Origin of the sequence: Avibacterium sp. 20-126 (assembly GCF_044358625.1) — a bacterium.
Lineage (GTDB): Bacteria > Pseudomonadota > Gammaproteobacteria > Enterobacterales > Pasteurellaceae > Avibacterium.
Window position 1 is genome coordinate 1,548,826 of the sequence record NZ_CP091457.1, and the last position, 14,869, is coordinate 1,563,694.

Annotated in this window: 13 protein-coding genes and 1 CRISPR repeat array; of the genes, 5 read left to right on the forward strand and 8 right to left on the reverse strand. The window is 38.6% G+C overall.

Going from position 1 to position 14,869, the window contains the following annotated elements:
- Positions 1-40: 40 nt before the first annotated feature.
- Both rpsA and cmk read right to left on the reverse strand, forming a co-directional pair.
- Positions 41-1,684, reverse strand: a complete 1,644-nt coding sequence (gene rpsA, locus L4F91_RS07215; protein WP_250349748.1) for a 30S ribosomal protein S1 — start codon at positions 1,682-1,684, stop codon at positions 41-43.
- A gap of 110 nt (positions 1,685-1,794) precedes the next feature.
- On the reverse strand, positions 1,795-2,472 hold the full coding sequence (cmk, locus tag L4F91_RS07220; protein ID WP_395895691.1) for a (d)CMP kinase: 678 nt from the start codon (positions 2,470-2,472) through the stop codon (positions 1,795-1,797).
- A gap of 325 nt (positions 2,473-2,797) precedes the next feature.
- Here cmk and L4F91_RS07225 point away from each other — a divergent pair, with 325 nt between their 5' ends.
- From L4F91_RS07225 to L4F91_RS07240, 4 genes are all read left to right on the forward strand, one after another.
- Positions 2,798-3,802 carry an ornithine carbamoyltransferase gene (locus L4F91_RS07225; RefSeq protein ID WP_250349746.1) on the forward strand — a complete coding sequence of 335 codons (1,005 nt, stop codon included), beginning with the start codon at positions 2,798-2,800 and terminating at the stop codon, positions 3,800-3,802.
- Positions 3,803-3,821: 19 nt separating this feature from the next.
- Complete coding sequence (gene arcC / locus L4F91_RS07230; protein ID WP_250349745.1) at positions 3,822-4,751, forward strand: carbamate kinase; 930 nt, start codon at positions 3,822-3,824, stop codon at positions 4,749-4,751.
- Between the two features lie 74 nt (positions 4,752-4,825).
- Entirely contained in the window at positions 4,826-6,349 is a 1,524-nt protein-coding gene (locus tag L4F91_RS07235) for a YfcC family protein (protein ID WP_250349744.1), read from the forward strand.
- Between the two features lie 137 nt (positions 6,350-6,486).
- Positions 6,487-6,954 (forward strand): Lrp/AsnC family transcriptional regulator, encoded by a 468-nt coding sequence (locus L4F91_RS07240; protein ID WP_250349743.1) that lies wholly within the window; start codon positions 6,487-6,489, stop codon positions 6,952-6,954.
- 49 nt (positions 6,955-7,003) lie between these two features.
- On the opposite strand, the gene L4F91_RS07245 is transcribed toward L4F91_RS07240, so the two are convergent.
- From L4F91_RS07245 to L4F91_RS07260, 4 genes are all read right to left on the reverse strand, one after another.
- Positions 7,004-7,873 carry a DUF535 family protein gene (locus L4F91_RS07245; protein WP_250349742.1) on the reverse strand — a complete coding sequence of 290 codons (870 nt, stop codon included), beginning with the start codon at positions 7,871-7,873 and terminating at the stop codon, positions 7,004-7,006.
- Between the two features lie 100 nt (positions 7,874-7,973).
- Entirely contained in the window at positions 7,974-9,314 is a 1,341-nt protein-coding gene (gene argG, locus L4F91_RS07250) for an argininosuccinate synthase (RefSeq protein WP_395895694.1), read from the reverse strand.
- Between the two features lie 84 nt (positions 9,315-9,398).
- Positions 9,399-10,235 carry an SDR family oxidoreductase gene (locus tag L4F91_RS07255; RefSeq protein WP_395895696.1) on the reverse strand — a complete coding sequence of 279 codons (837 nt, stop codon included), beginning with the start codon at positions 10,233-10,235 and terminating at the stop codon, positions 9,399-9,401.
- 82 nt (positions 10,236-10,317) lie between these two features.
- Complete coding sequence (locus tag L4F91_RS07260; RefSeq protein ID WP_250349739.1) at positions 10,318-11,178, reverse strand: phosphoribosylaminoimidazolesuccinocarboxamide synthase; 861 nt, start codon at positions 11,176-11,178, stop codon at positions 10,318-10,320.
- A gap of 199 nt (positions 11,179-11,377) precedes the next feature.
- On the opposite strand from L4F91_RS07260, the gene prfC reads away from it, so the two are divergent.
- Entirely contained in the window at positions 11,378-12,967 is a 1,590-nt protein-coding gene (prfC, locus tag L4F91_RS07265; protein WP_395895698.1) for a peptide chain release factor 3, read from the forward strand.
- 64 nt (positions 12,968-13,031) lie between these two features.
- Positions 13,032-13,328: direct repeats of the CRISPR family, unit length 32 nt; unit sequence GTTTCAATTCACAGCCATCTGTGAGATGGCTG.
- Positions 13,329-13,516: 188 nt separating this feature from the next.
- On the opposite strand, the gene cas2 is transcribed toward prfC, so the two are convergent.
- Both cas2 and cas1c read right to left on the reverse strand, forming a co-directional pair.
- Complete coding sequence (gene cas2, locus L4F91_RS07270; protein WP_395895700.1) at positions 13,517-13,810, reverse strand: CRISPR-associated endonuclease Cas2; 294 nt, start codon at positions 13,808-13,810, stop codon at positions 13,517-13,519.
- A gap of 9 nt (positions 13,811-13,819) precedes the next feature.
- Complete coding sequence (gene cas1c / locus L4F91_RS07275) at positions 13,820-14,833, reverse strand: type I-C CRISPR-associated endonuclease Cas1c (RefSeq protein WP_395895702.1); 1,014 nt, start codon at positions 14,831-14,833, stop codon at positions 13,820-13,822.
- Positions 14,834-14,869 lie beyond the last annotated feature (36 nt).

A 14,869-nucleotide genomic window follows, 5' to 3' on the forward strand; every position in this document is an offset into this window, starting at 1 on the left:
AGCGTGAGTTTCCTCACGCCAACTTTAAAGGGAACTAAAATTATTCACCTTTAGCTGCTTTGAATGCTTCAGCCATCGCATTTGGAATAACCACTTCTTCTTTATTCACATTTGCAACTGCTGCCGCTTCTTCAGCTTGATCTTTCGCTTTCACAGATAAGTGAACTAAACGGGCTTTACGATCTACACCGGTGTATTTCGCTTCAACAACATCACCTTCAGCAACTTCGCTTGTTAAATCAGCAGCACGGATGTAACCTTCAACACCGCCGTCTAACTCAACTTTAGCGCCTTTTGCATCTGCTTCAACAACTTTAGCACTTACGATAGCGCCTTTTTTGTTTGCTGCGATGAAGTTATTGAATGGATCATCTTCAAGTTGTTTGATACCTAAAGAGATACGCTCTTTTGCTGAATCCACTTGTAATACTACTGCAGAAACTTCATCACCTTTTTTGTAGTTACGAACAGCTTCTTCACCCGGAACATTCCAAGAAATGTCAGATAAGTGAACTAAGCCATCAATCCCCCCTTCAAGACCGATGAAGATACCGAAGTCAGTAATTGACTTAATTTTACCTGTAACTTTATCGCCTTTGTTGTGAGTGTCAGCAAATTGTAACCACGGGTTAGGTTTACATTGTTTTAAACCTAAAGAAATACGACGACGTTCTTCGTCAATTTCTAATACCATTACCTCAACAGTATCACCTAAGCTAACCACTTTAGATGGGTGAATGTTTTTGTTTGTCCAATCCATTTCAGAAACGTGAACTAAGCCTTCAACGCCTTCTAAAATTTCAACGAAACAACCATAGTCTGTTAAGTTAGTTACTTTACCAGTTAATTTGCTACCAACTGGGTGATTTTCTGCGATAGCAACCCAAGGATCTTGACCTAATTGTTTTAAGCCTAAAGATACACGAGTACGATCTTTATCGAATTTTAATACTTTAACTGTGATTTCATCACCCACATTCACGATTTCGCTTGGGTGTTTAACGCGTTTCCAAGCCATATCTGTGATGTGTAATAAACCATCAACGCCACCTAAATCAACGAATGCACCGTAGTCAGTTAAGTTTTTAACTGTACCTTTAACTTCTGCGCCTTCAGCAAGGTTAGCTAAGATTTCTTCACGATCTTGACTGTTTTCTGATTCAATAACAGCACGACGAGAAACCACAACGTTGTTACGTTTTTGATCTAATTTGATTACTTTGAATTCTAATTCTTTACCTTCAAGGTGTAAGGTATCACGCACTGGACGAGTATCTACTAATGAACCCGGTAAGAATGCACGAACACCGTTTAACTCAACTGTGAAACCACCTTTCACTTTACCGTTGATTAAACCGATAACTGTTGCTTGTTCTTCATAGGCTTTTTCTAATTCAATCCAAGATTCGTGACGTACTGCTTTTTCACGAGATAATTTAGTTTCACCGAAACCATCTTCCACAGCGTCTAACGCAACGTTTACCACGTCGCCAACTTTAACGTCTAATTCACCTTGTGCATTTTGGAATTCTTCAGCTGGGATACGTGCTTCAGATTTTAAACCTGCATCGACATATACGAAGCCTTTTTCAATAGCAACAACTGTACCGTTAACGATTGAACCTAAACGAGTTTCAAGGTCTTTTAATGATTCTTCAAAGAGTTGAGCAAAAGATTCTGACATAATTAATCTTCTAAATTTAGTTAATAACGTCCACTTTATATCCATAAAAAGTGGGGCTGATAATAAATGTTTATCCATCCTTGAATAAACTGATGAAAATAATTTAAGCCTTAGAGACTAACCTTCTGACGAATATAATCAAGTGCTTGGGCTATTACCGCCTCAATACTTAATTCCGTGCTATCTAATAGCAATGCATCATCCGCAGGTTTAAGTGGCGCAACAGGACGATTTCTATCGCGAAAATCACGCTCTTTTATCTCGGCTAAAATCTGTGCAAAGTTACCACTAATTCCTTTATTTTGCAACTGTTTATAGCGTCTTTTCGCTCTTTCTTCGACACTTGCATCTAAAAATAACTTGACTTGTGCCTGAGGGAAAACCACCGTCCCCATATCTCGCCCGTCTGCGATAAGCCCTTTATCCGTCGCAAAGCTTTGTTGTAACTGCAATAATGCTTGGCGCACTTGTGGAAACACCGCCACTTTTGAAGCTGCCTCAGCGACTTCTTGAGTGCGAATTTGTCCACTCACATTTTCCCCTTCTAAGATAATTTTCACTTCATTATCTTCAGGTAAAAATGCCACATCTAAATGACGCGCTAAATTTGCCAACGCCATTTCATCATCTAATGACACTTGCTTTTTCAACGCAGCCAATGCCGTAACACGATAAATAGCCCCGCTATCTAACAAAGCAAAACCTAATTGCTGTGCCAACGCATAACATAACGTACCTTTACCTGCACCACTTGGGCCATCGACGGTGATGACGAGATTATTCTGCATAGTCATTCATTCTCTATTGTGTTTTATGAAAGTAGCAATCATAGCACAGCTCTGTGCTTTTCGCATTGTGATTTATAAAGTACGGTGATTTTTTATAAAATTTTTTGCTTTATTACAATTCCAAATAAATCTTTTTTCTTTATTGAAAAGAAATAACAGGCTTTGCTTTTTTCTTAGAATTTTGTGCGAAAAATTTACATTCAAATAGAAAATTACGTACCTTATTCGACATAGCCCTTTTTATAATTCATATCAATTCAAGGTGTTGTATCCACTACATAATTTTATGTAGCTCTTTCCTCTCAATCATATAAGGAGAAATATTATGGCTTTTAATCTTAAAAATAGGCATTTACTCAGTCTAGTGAATCACTCTGAACGTGAAATTAATTATTTACTTGAGCTTTCTCGAGATTTAAAACGAGCAAAATATGCTGGCACAGAACAGCAAAAATTAAAAGGTAAAAATATTGCCTTGATTTTTGAGAAAACCTCAACTCGCACTCGCTGTGCATTTGAAGTTGCTGCTTATGATCAAGGTGCAAGCGTAACTTATATTGATCCAACTTCTTCACAAATCGGTCATAAAGAAAGTATGAAAGACACAGCACGTGTACTCGGGCGAATGTATGATGCGATTGAATATCGTGGTTTCAAACAAACAGTAGTTGAGGAACTAGCAGAATATGCGGGAGTACCTGTCTTTAATGGTTTAACCGACGAATTCCACCCAACCCAAATGCTCGCAGATGTGCTGACAATGATCGAAAATTGCGACAAACCACTCACGCAAATTAAATATGTTTATATTGGAGATGGACGTAATAATGTAGGCAACTCTTTATTATTAATCGGGGCCAAATTAGGTATGGATGTGCGTATTTGTAGCCCTAAATCGCTTTTACCAGAACCTGAATTAGTGGCAATGTGCAAAAAATTTGCACAAGAAAGTGGCGCGCGAATTACTGTAACCGAAGATATCGATCTTGCTGTAAAAGATGTGGACTTTGTACATACCGATGTATGGGTTTCTATGGGGGAACCATTAGAAAGCTGGGGAGAACGTATTAAATTGCTTTTACCTTACCAAGTCACCCCTGAATTAATGAAACGTACAGGCAATCCAAGAGCAAAATTTATGCATTGCTTACCTGCTTTCCATAACAGTGAAACTAAAGTGGGGTGCCAAATTGCCGAAACCTATCCTGAATTAGCCAATGGTATTGAAGTAACTGAAGATGTATTTGAATCATCAATGAATATTGCCTTTGAACAAGCCGAAAACCGTATGCACACCATTAAAGCGGTGCTTTATGCAAGCTTAACCTAGGGAATAAAAGGAGAATATTATGCGAATAGTCATTGCATTAGGGGGGAATGCGCTACTCCGCCGAGGAGAACCCTTAACAGCAGAGAATCAACGACAAAATGTCAGAATTGCTTGTGAACAGATTGCCAAGATTTGGCCTAATAATGAATTAGTTATCGCTCACGGTAATGGTCCTCAAGTAGGCTTATTAGCCTTGCAAGGTGCTGCTTATAAAGATGTCCCAACTTACCCGCTTGATGTACTTGGTGCAGAGTCAGTAGGAATGATTGGCTATATGATTCAGCAAGAATTAGGTAATCTTGTACCATTTGAAGTCCCATTTGCCACATTACTTTCTCAGGTTGAAGTGGATAAAAATGATCCCGCATTCCAAAACCCAACAAAACCAATTGGACCAGTTTATACCAAAGAAGAAGCGGATAAATTAGCTAAAGAAAAAGGATGGTCCATTGCACAAGATGGTGATAAATATCGTCGTGTTGTACCAAGCCCATTACCAAAACGGATTTTTGAAACTCGTCCCGTACAGTGGTTGCTTGAAAAAGGCAGTATTGTTATCTGTGCAGGTGGCGGTGGTATTCCAACCTACTATGATGATCAACATAATCTTTGTGGTGTTGAAGCGGTCATTGATAAAGATCTTTGTTCTGCGCTATTAGCAGAAAATTTAGAGGCTGATCTCTTTATTATTGCCACAGATGTTTCCGCAGTGTATCTAAATTGGGGTCAAGAAAATCAACAAGCTATTGCAACGGCCCCTCCTGTTCTGCTAGAAGAAATGCCGTTCCCTTCTGGTTCAATGGGGCCAAAAGTCCAAGCTGCAGTGAATTTTGTTAAACATACGGGTAAAGATGCGGTGATAGGTTCACTTTCTGATATTGTGGATATTATGAAAGGTAAAGCTGGTACGCGTATTACAACAAATGCCAAAGTGATAACCTACTATTGATAGTTAATTAATACGCTTTATAGGTCTATAAAGCGTATTCTTACCATAACTTACTGTATATAAAGGAGTATATTATGGAAAACGCACATAGAAAAACCTTTAACTTTCCATCAGCATTTTCAATTTTATTTGTTATTTTAATTATAGCCGTAGGACTCACTTGGATTATTCCCGCGGGTTCTTATTCCAAACTGACCTATAATTCGGCAAACAATGTCTTTGTGGTAAAAACCTATCAACAAGAAGATACCATTTTACCTGCAACCAAAGAATCCCTTGATAACTTAAATATTAAAATCGAATTATCAAACTTCACCGAAGGGACAATCAAAAAGCCAATTGCCATTCCTGGTACTTATCAACGTGTTCAACAAAATCCTAAAACACTGCAAGATATTGCAATCAGTATGGTACAAGGTACGATTGATGCTGCAGATATTATGGTATTTATCTTCGTTTTAGGAGGAATGATCGGGGTCATTAACCGAACAGGCTCTTTTAATGCGGGTCTGACTGCTTTGGCTAACCGTACTAAAGGCAATGAATTTTTGATTGTTTTCTGCGTATCCGTATTAATGGTAATTGGAGGAACAACCTGTGGCATTGAAGAAGAGGCCGTCGCATTCTATCCCATTCTTGTTCCCGTTTTCCTTGCTTTGGGATACGATGCCATTGTTTGCGTTGGCGCAATTTTTCTAGCTTCATCAATGGGAACTGCATTCTCTACTATCAATCCATTCTCAGTGGTAATTGCCTCTAATGCAGCTGGTATTCCATTCACTGAAGGGATTACTTGGCGATTTGCTGGCCTAATTCTCGGCTCAATTTGTGTCATCGCTTATCTTTACTGGTACTGTAAAAAAATAAAAGCTGATCCGACCGCATCTTATACCTATGAAGATCGCGAAGAATTTGTCCAAAAGTACATGAAAAACATTGATACCAACCAGCTCATTAACTTCACCGTGCGTAGAAAAATCATCTTAATGTTGTTCTGTATCGCATTTCCAATAATGGTTTGGGGTGTAATGTTCGGTGGTTGGTGGTTCCCACAAATGGCGGCTTCCTTCCTTACCCTCACAATTATCATTATGTTTATTTCTAAACTAAAAGAAAAAGAAATCGTTAATGCCTTTACTGAAGGGGCATCAGAATTAGTTGGTGTTTCCCTTATCATTGGTTTAGCTCGAGGAGTAAATCTTGTACTTGATGAAGGAATGATTTCCGATACGATTCTTGCTTATGCATCAGAACTTGTTTCTGGCGTACCGGGAAGCGTATTTATTTTAGCACAACTTGTGATCTTCATCTTCCTTGGTTTAATTGTACCGTCTTCATCAGGTTTGGCCGTGCTTGCAATGCCAATTATGGCGCCACTTGCAGACACCGTAGGCATTCCAAGACATATCATTGTATCCGCCTATAATTGGGGACAATATGCAATGCTATTCCTTGCACCAACAGGGCTTGTTCTCGTTACTTTGCAAATGCTCAATATTCCATTTAACAAATGGGTTCGTTTTGTTATGCCGATGATCGGATGTTTATTGGTAATAGGCTCAATCTTACTTGTTGTGCAAGTTTCACTTTATACTTGATACTCACACTTGCGTGTAACCAAATTGCACGCAAGTGTTTTCTTATAAAGAATAAGCTAAACAACAACATAGATCACAGTTTTACCTCGATTATCTTGTTATAATCAATTCGGCATAAAGCTACACAAGGATAATGTATGGCTAAGAAAGTATTTGATAATATTGATACGCGAATTTTAAGAGCATTACAACGCAATGGACGCTTGCAAAATAACGAGTTAGCCAAAGAAGTGGGATTATCTAATTCCGCTTGTTTACGCCGAGTTAATATTTTAGAACAAAATGGCGTGATTGATAATTATGTTGCCTTGCTTAATCCGCAAAAACTTAACTGTAATCTGGTAATTTATGTGCTAGGTTCATTTTTTGAAGAAGATCCCAAAGTCCGCGAACGCTTTATGTTTGAAATGAAATCCTTGCCACAAATTGCAGAATGCCATTTAATGGCGGGAGATTATGACTTTATCCTTAAATTATTCGTTTCCAATCTTGAAGAGTTTCATTCAATTAAAATACGTTATCTCACTAAAGAAATCGGTATCAAAAATATCAAATCTGAAATAGCCTTAAAAACTGTCAAAAACACCACCGAGCTCCCACTTTGATTTACCAAGAAAACGTACCCAAAAGTGCGGTCACTTTTGGGCCTATTTTTTAGCTAAATATTATACGTAAATCAGTTTCCAATTTATCCAACATTTCATACCGTTTACGATACATTGAACGTTTTTTGCTTTGAATATCTTCTAAAGGTTTACGTTCTATCTCAAGTGGTAATGTCCAGTAGCCATTCTCGGCTATCCCATTGTTTTCTTTCCAAAAATCATCATAATTGAATAATAGACGGTTATAATCATTCCAACGATATTTCGCTTGATTTTTATGTGGGATTGCAACTAATTCACAAGCAAAAAGTTGGCATAGTAGCTTAAATACATTCACAATCATAAACATTGGTCTAATGCCATATAAAGATTTAGTTGCAGATTTCACCAACTGTTGCGAATTAGCTTCATTAGGGCCTTGAATGGATGCAATCAATAATTTATTAGGTGTTAAAAAGCTAAAAGAGGCATCATAGACATTCTCATCATTTTCATTTTTGATATTGATAGAGAGAAATCCCTCAAAAGGATCAATAGCATTAATATTTAAGTATAGCTTTAAGCCATCAGGTAATTCAGCCAACAAAACACGATCTTCTCTGATCAATGTTTCTAGCCTCTCATTTCCTAGAAATTTTTCTGCTAATTGAAAATTAGCTAATATTGATTGAATCCGTACCTTTTTACTAAAGCGATTATCACAATATTTTCTTAACACCGCATTACAACGATAAGGGACTTTCTCAAAGATAGGTATCCACTTCGGATCTTGATTTAAAAATAGCGTGAATTGATGGCATTCTTTATAACATAATACACGATAGAAATAATAGCGGAGACGTGAACGTAGACGCTTTAGGAAGCGTTTATCATAGGGTTGCAAGGTTTTAAAATCAGGAAAAGAAAACGAACTGGACATAAAAATACCGATAAAAAGCCAAAATAAGATGGAAATTTTAATAAAAAATAACCGCACTTTCAATGTAATAAAGTGCGGTTAAAGTTTTACACGATTTTAATTAATCTTTTTTATTATTTAACTGTGGTAAAAAAGAGTCTTTTGAAATGCTTAACAAACCAGTTTGGGTGTAAATACCTAATTTATCACGGGTATCGACAATATCTAAGTTACGCATTGTTAATTGACCGATGCGATCTAATGGATCGAATGGGGCATTTTCAATTTTTTCCATACTTAAACGTTCTGGGTGATAGGTGCTGTTCGCTGATGACGTGTTTAAGATGGAATAATCATTGCCACGGCGTAGTTCAAGAGTAACTTCACCAGTGATCGCACGCGCAACCCAACGCTGCGCAGTTTCACGTAACATTAATGCTTGCGGATCGAACCAGCGACCTTGATACAATAAACGACCTAGACGTAAACCGTTAATGCGATATTGTTCAATGGTATCTTCATTGTGGATTGCACTAAGCAAACGCTCGTAGGCAATATGTAATAATGCCATTCCCGGCGCTTCATAAATACCGCGAGATTTTGCCTCAATAATGCGGTTTTCAATTTGGTCTGACATTCCTAAACCGTGGCGACCACCAATGCGGTTTGCTTCAAGGAAGAGTTCGACTAAATCGCTAAATGATTTACCATTTAATGCCACTGGCACGCCTTCTTCAAAGCGAACCGTAACTTCTTCAGGTTTAATTTCCACCTCTTCGCGCCAGAATGGTACGCCCATAATTGGATTCACAATACGAATGCCGCGGCTTAATAATTCGAGATCTTTCGCCTCGTGTGTCGCCCCCAGCATATTAGAATCTGTTGAGTAGGCTTTTTCGACCGACATTTTATATTCAAAACCATTGGCGATTAAAAATTCTGACATCTCGTGGCGACCGCCGAGTTCCTCAATAAAGCGATCATCTAACCAAGGTTTATAAATTTTTAAATTTGGGTTAGTTAATAAACCGTAACGATAAAAACGCTCAATATCATTCCCTTTGAAGGTACTTCCATCGCCCCAGATATTGACATCATCTTCTTTCATTGCGGAAACCAGCATTGTTCCTGTTACCGCACGACCTAATGGTGTGGTGTTGAAGTAAGTTGCGCCTCCTGTAGAAATATGAAATGCCCCACATTGGATCGCCGCAATCCCTTCGTGCGCAAGCTGGCTGCGACAATCGATTAAACGTGCATTTTCCGCACCATATTCCATCGCTTTGCGTGGAATGGCATTGTAATCTTCTTCATCAGGCTGACCTAAATTTGCCGTATATGCATAAGGAATTGCCCCATTTTGACGCATCCAAAGCAATGCGGCACTGGTATCTAATCCGCCAGAAAAGGCAATCCCAACTTTTTGTCCTACTGGAAGGTTTTGTAAAATCGTGTTTGACATAGTAATACCTTAGTTGTTGCTTTTGTGTGAGTAATGTTAAATCGGTTTATTATCAATGAAATCGCCTTTAAAGTCCATTAGGCATTAAAGCGATTTTGCTTCTGGAAGCATTAAGTCTGGATCAGGATATTGATAAACAAAATCTAATTCTTGGCAAATTTTATTGCCTTCAATAATTCGCCTTGGATCCGTAGATGAACAAATAAAGTGCGGTGCAATTACACCAAGTTTTTCCGCCATTTTCCCATAATATTGCGCTTTGGTCGGATGACAAGGTGCAGAAAGATGATACAAACGCTGCCCACTTGGGGTTTCAAGCAAAAGCTGAATCGCTCTCGCACAATCATCAATATGCACTAAATTGACTGACGTGTTACCTTGTTTCACGTCTTGCTTATTTGCTAACGCATAAACTGGATGACGATCTGCCCCTACAAGCCCTGCAAAGCGGATAATATCGCAATCAACATTAGGCAATGTGGCTAGCCATTTTTCAATTTCAAGCAAGCCCTGCCCAATTTCACTGTCAGGTTGTGGCAACTGCGCTTCATCAAAATGCCCACTTTGCATCGGAAAAACGGAACTGGAACTAATAAAAATAAAATGCTGAACACCGTGATTTAGCGCCTCATTGACCAAATTTTTAATGCCTTGCACATAATCTTTGACATCAAAAAAATATTGGCTTGGCGGAATATTTATCACCAAGCTATCCACGGCCAAAAGCGCAGATAAATCATCAGGATCGGCATTGATTTCAGGCTCAAGCAACAAGTGATAGGTTTCCAATCGCATTAAGCGCATTTGTTCCACCTCATCGTGTGTACGTTTCGTGCCTTTTACTATCCAGCCTAAATGTTTTAAATGGCGAGCAAGGGGCAACCCTAACCAACCTAATCCAACGATTGCAACAGATCGCATATTACCTCGGTAATCCAATTATTGTGTCGTCAATTCTAGCCGAAAAAGCACCGCACTTGAAAATAATTTGCTTCCCGATTGATTATTTCGTCAATAAATCCAATGCTTCTTGGTATTTATCCACCGTTTTTTGGATCACCTCAGCAGGAACTTTTGGGGCGGGAGGTTCTTTATTCCAACCGCTGTTTTCCAGCCAATCACGGATAAATTGTTTATCAAAAGAAGGCGGATTTATGCCTTCTTGGTAGCTGTCCACCGACCAAAAACGGCTAGAATCCGGTGTTAGCACTTCGTCCATTAAGGTAAGCGTGCCGTTTTCATCTAGTCCAAATTCAAATTTGGTATCACAAATGATAATGCCTTTGGTTAAGGCATATTCTGCCGCTGCTTTGTAAAGTGCTAGGGCTTTTTCTTTCACTTGCGCCGCTAATTCCGCCCCAATGAGCGCTTCACATTCGGCATAGCTAATATTGATGTCGTGATTGCCCAGTTCTTCTTTACTTGACGGGGTAAAAATTGGCTCTGGCAATTTGCTCGCTTCTTGCAAACCTTTCGGTAATTCAAGCCCACAGATCGTTCCTGTTTGTAAGTAATCTTTTAAGCCACTTCCCGTGAGATAGCCACGAACAATAGATTCAATTTTAATCGGCGTTAAACGCTGACATACAACAGCACGATCTTTGACTAAATCAGCTTCCGCTTTTGGCAATACATCATAGACACTGTCGCCGGTAAAATGATTTGGCATTATAGGGGCTAATTTATTAAACCAGAAGTTAGAAATTTGGGTAAGAATTTCGCCTTTACGTGGAATGGGATCATCTAAAATCACATCAAATGCCGATAAACGATCGGTTGCCACCATTAACATTCGTTTGTCGTCAATTTCATAGAGATCACGCACTTTGCCTGAATAAATTTTTTTTAGACTTAATTCGCTCATTTTTACCTCGTTTAGCTCATAAAAAAACTGCCGAATATTGTACCGCACTTTTAATTAATTTACGCAAACGTTTGCTTGTTTTTTTAGAATAATTGAATAAATCCTTATTACAAAGAGAAAAGAAAAAGAAAGTATTGAGAATCACACAAAGATCAGAGAAAATAACCCTCATTTTTTTCAGTATAACGAATAATAACCTATGTCTTTAAACGATTATCCACAACAAGTTAATAAACGTAGAACTTTTGCCATTATTTCTCACCCCGATGCCGGTAAAACCACTATCACAGAAAAAGTATTGCTTTATGGAAATGCGATTCAAAAAGCAGGGTCAGTGAAAGGAAAAGGTTCAGCGCAACACGCCAAATCAGACTGGATGGAAATGGAAAAGCAACGTGGAATTTCCATTACCACTTCTGTCATGCAATTTCCTTACAATAATTGCTTAGTCAATTTATTAGATACCCCAGGACACGAAGACTTCTCAGAAGATACTTACCGCACATTAACCGCTGTAGATAGCTGTTTAATGGTGATAGACAGTGCCAAAGGGGTTGAAGAGCGTACCATTAAACTAATGGAAGTCACTCGCTTGCGTGATACGCCGATTCTCACTTTTATGAATAAATTGGACCGCGATATTCGTGATCCGATGGAATTATTAGATGAAGTAGAAAGCGTACTCAATATTCATTGTGCGCCGATTACTTGGCCGATTGGTTGCGGTAAATTATTTAAGGGTGTCTATCATCTTTATAAAGATGAAACCTATCTTTACCAAACAGGGCAAGGGCATACGATTCAACAAGTTCGCGTGGTGAAAGGTCTTGATAATCCTGAATTAGATCAAGCAGTAGGCACAGATTTAGCACAGCAATTGCGAGATGAATTAGAACTGGTACAAGGCGCATCTAATGAATTTGATCTATCACTTTTCCTTTCTGGCGAATTGACCCCCGTATTCTTTGGTACAGCACTAGGTAATTTCGGGGTCGATCATTTCCTTGATGGTCTAACTGAATGGGCACCAATTCCACAAGCTCGTCAAGCAGATACCCGAATCGTAGAAAGCAGTGAAGAAAAGCTTACTGGCTTTGTCTTTAAAATCCAAGCCAATATGGATCCAAAGCACCGCGACCGAGTTGCCTTTATGCGTGTTGTTTCGGGCAAATATGAAAAAGGGATGAAACTGCGCCACGTTCGTATCGGCAAAGATGTCGTGATTTCAGATGCACTTACCTTTATGGCAGGCGATCGTACTCACGCTGAAGAAGCCTATGCGGGGGATATTATCGGTTTACATAACCATGGCACGATTCAAATTGGCGATACTTTCACGCAAGGGGAAGAATTAAAATTCACTGGCATTCCAAACTTTGCCCCAGAATTATTTCGCCGTATTCGCCTTAAAGATCCACTCAAACAAAAACAATTACTCAAAGGTTTAGTACAACTCTCAGAAGAAGGTGCTGTGCAAGTTTTCCGCCCTCTCACCAATAATGATCTTATCGTCGGTGCGGTAGGGGTGTTGCAATTTGATGTGGTTGTTGCTCGCTTAAAATCTGAATATAACGTCGAAGCCATTTACGAAACCGTAAATGTCGCCACCGCACGCTGGGTGGAAGCTGATGATGTGAAAAAATTTGAAGAATTTAAACGCAAAAATGAACAAAATCTTGCTTTAGATGGAGGGGATAATCTCACCTATATCGCCCCAACAATGGTCAATCTGAACCTGACTCAAGAGCGTTATCCTGACATCACTTTCTTTAAAACAAGAGAACATTAACGTCAGAAAGAAAAATCAGCAAAATCACTACCGCTTCTTACATAAAGATCGAACGATGTTTTTAGTTTTAAATCACAGCCATCTGTGAGATGGCTGCCCCTCTTCATAATCGGCACTATTACGATAATGAGTTTCAATTCACAGCCATCTGTGAGATGGCCGAAGCGCACTACTCTATGCAGGGCTTTACACCTGACGTTTCAATTCACAGCCATCTGTGAGATGGCTGAAATTCATTACTTCATCATCAGCAGTATTTATTGTTTCAATTCACAGCCATCTGTGAGATGGCTGTATTTGAGTAATAAACACGTAAAAGATTGTATAGGTTTCAATTCACAGCCATCTGTGAGATGGCTGAGCATAGGGAAAAAATATAACAAAAATAATGAATTAACCTCAGTATTTCGCTAACAAGTCTTTCCTATGGGGATGAGGATTATAGCATAGTTATTGCCAAATAAAATTCAGCGTTAATTATTTAATTTTTAAAGAACAATAGAGAATCGCTAACCTAACAGAGATTTGATGAGAACAAGAAGTTAGCGATTATAAGATTATGGTATCTTGGAAAATATCAATTGATGGTTTTGCACCATGATGCTCTACTTTTCTGCGCCATTTACTTCCTAAATGATAGAAACGTAAACTATCAGTTTCAGCGTTATAGGTATCTAATAATTTAGATTTTAATACAACCCATTGTTCTGGGGTAATATCACATTCAAATACGGAATATTGCACACGAACACCATAATCAAGACAATGTTTTGCTATGCGACGCAAACGTGTTTGACCTTGTGGGTCATCAAGAGAAATATCATAAGTAATCAACATTAGCATATTATCATCCTAGCGCATTAAAAATGGCGGATATTCGGCTAAATCACTACGTAAATGCCGAGCCAGTAACATAGCTTGTATATGAGGCAATAATCCTATTGCAACTTCTTCCTGCAAAAATGGATGAAGAATTTTTTCTTGCTTTTTAGCTTGCCAAGCTTGGAATAAACTTTTTCTTATTTCAGCTTTCAAATTCACGGCACCACTACTTTCTTTCACAAAATCACTTGGTTTAATTTGCCCACGGTTAATTAGGCTTAATACGGTTCTATCCACCCACCAAGCACGAAATTCTTCCAATATATCTTGTGCTAAACTATCTCTGCCTGGACGATCAGCATGTAAAAAGCCAATTTGTGGATCTAGCCCCACACCTTGCAAAGCACCACTAATTTCCTTACCTAAAATGCTATATAAAAATGATAACAGCGCATTCACTTCATCACGCGGTGGACGGCGTGAACGTCCGTGAAAAGTAAAACCGTTCTTATCCCGCAATAAATGATGAAAAACACTAAAGTAACGAGATGCAGCTTCGCCCTCAATGCCACGAATAGTATCCAACTCGTCAGCTTGCTTAAGCTCCCTTAAACGTGCATTTAAACCATAAATAGCCTGTTGAATTTCTTGATTTTCACCATAGTTTCGTAACTGGCGTTGCAACACGCGCTTAGATGATTGAATTTTAGCTGCGATAATATGACGTGCAATGGTGGTAGGTTTTTCCGCGGAATATCGATATTGCGCTCGACGTAATAATACATTTCCACTTTGTCTGCCTTGCAAACGCCCTAAATAGCGTCCATTTTCAGTGAAAAAGGCAAGATTTACATTATTTTCGCCACAAAATCCCATTAAAAATGGAGACACTAGCACATTACCAAAACAGAATATGTGTCCGATAGAATGAATAGGAAGCTGTGCCACTTTTTTACGCTCTTGTTCAATCACAAGGGTTTCTCTTTCTTTATGCAAATAACTGCCTTGTGTCGTAATATAAATGGTATTTTGTAGTTTTTTCATCGTAAAAATTCACCTACTTAAGATTAAAAAACTCAT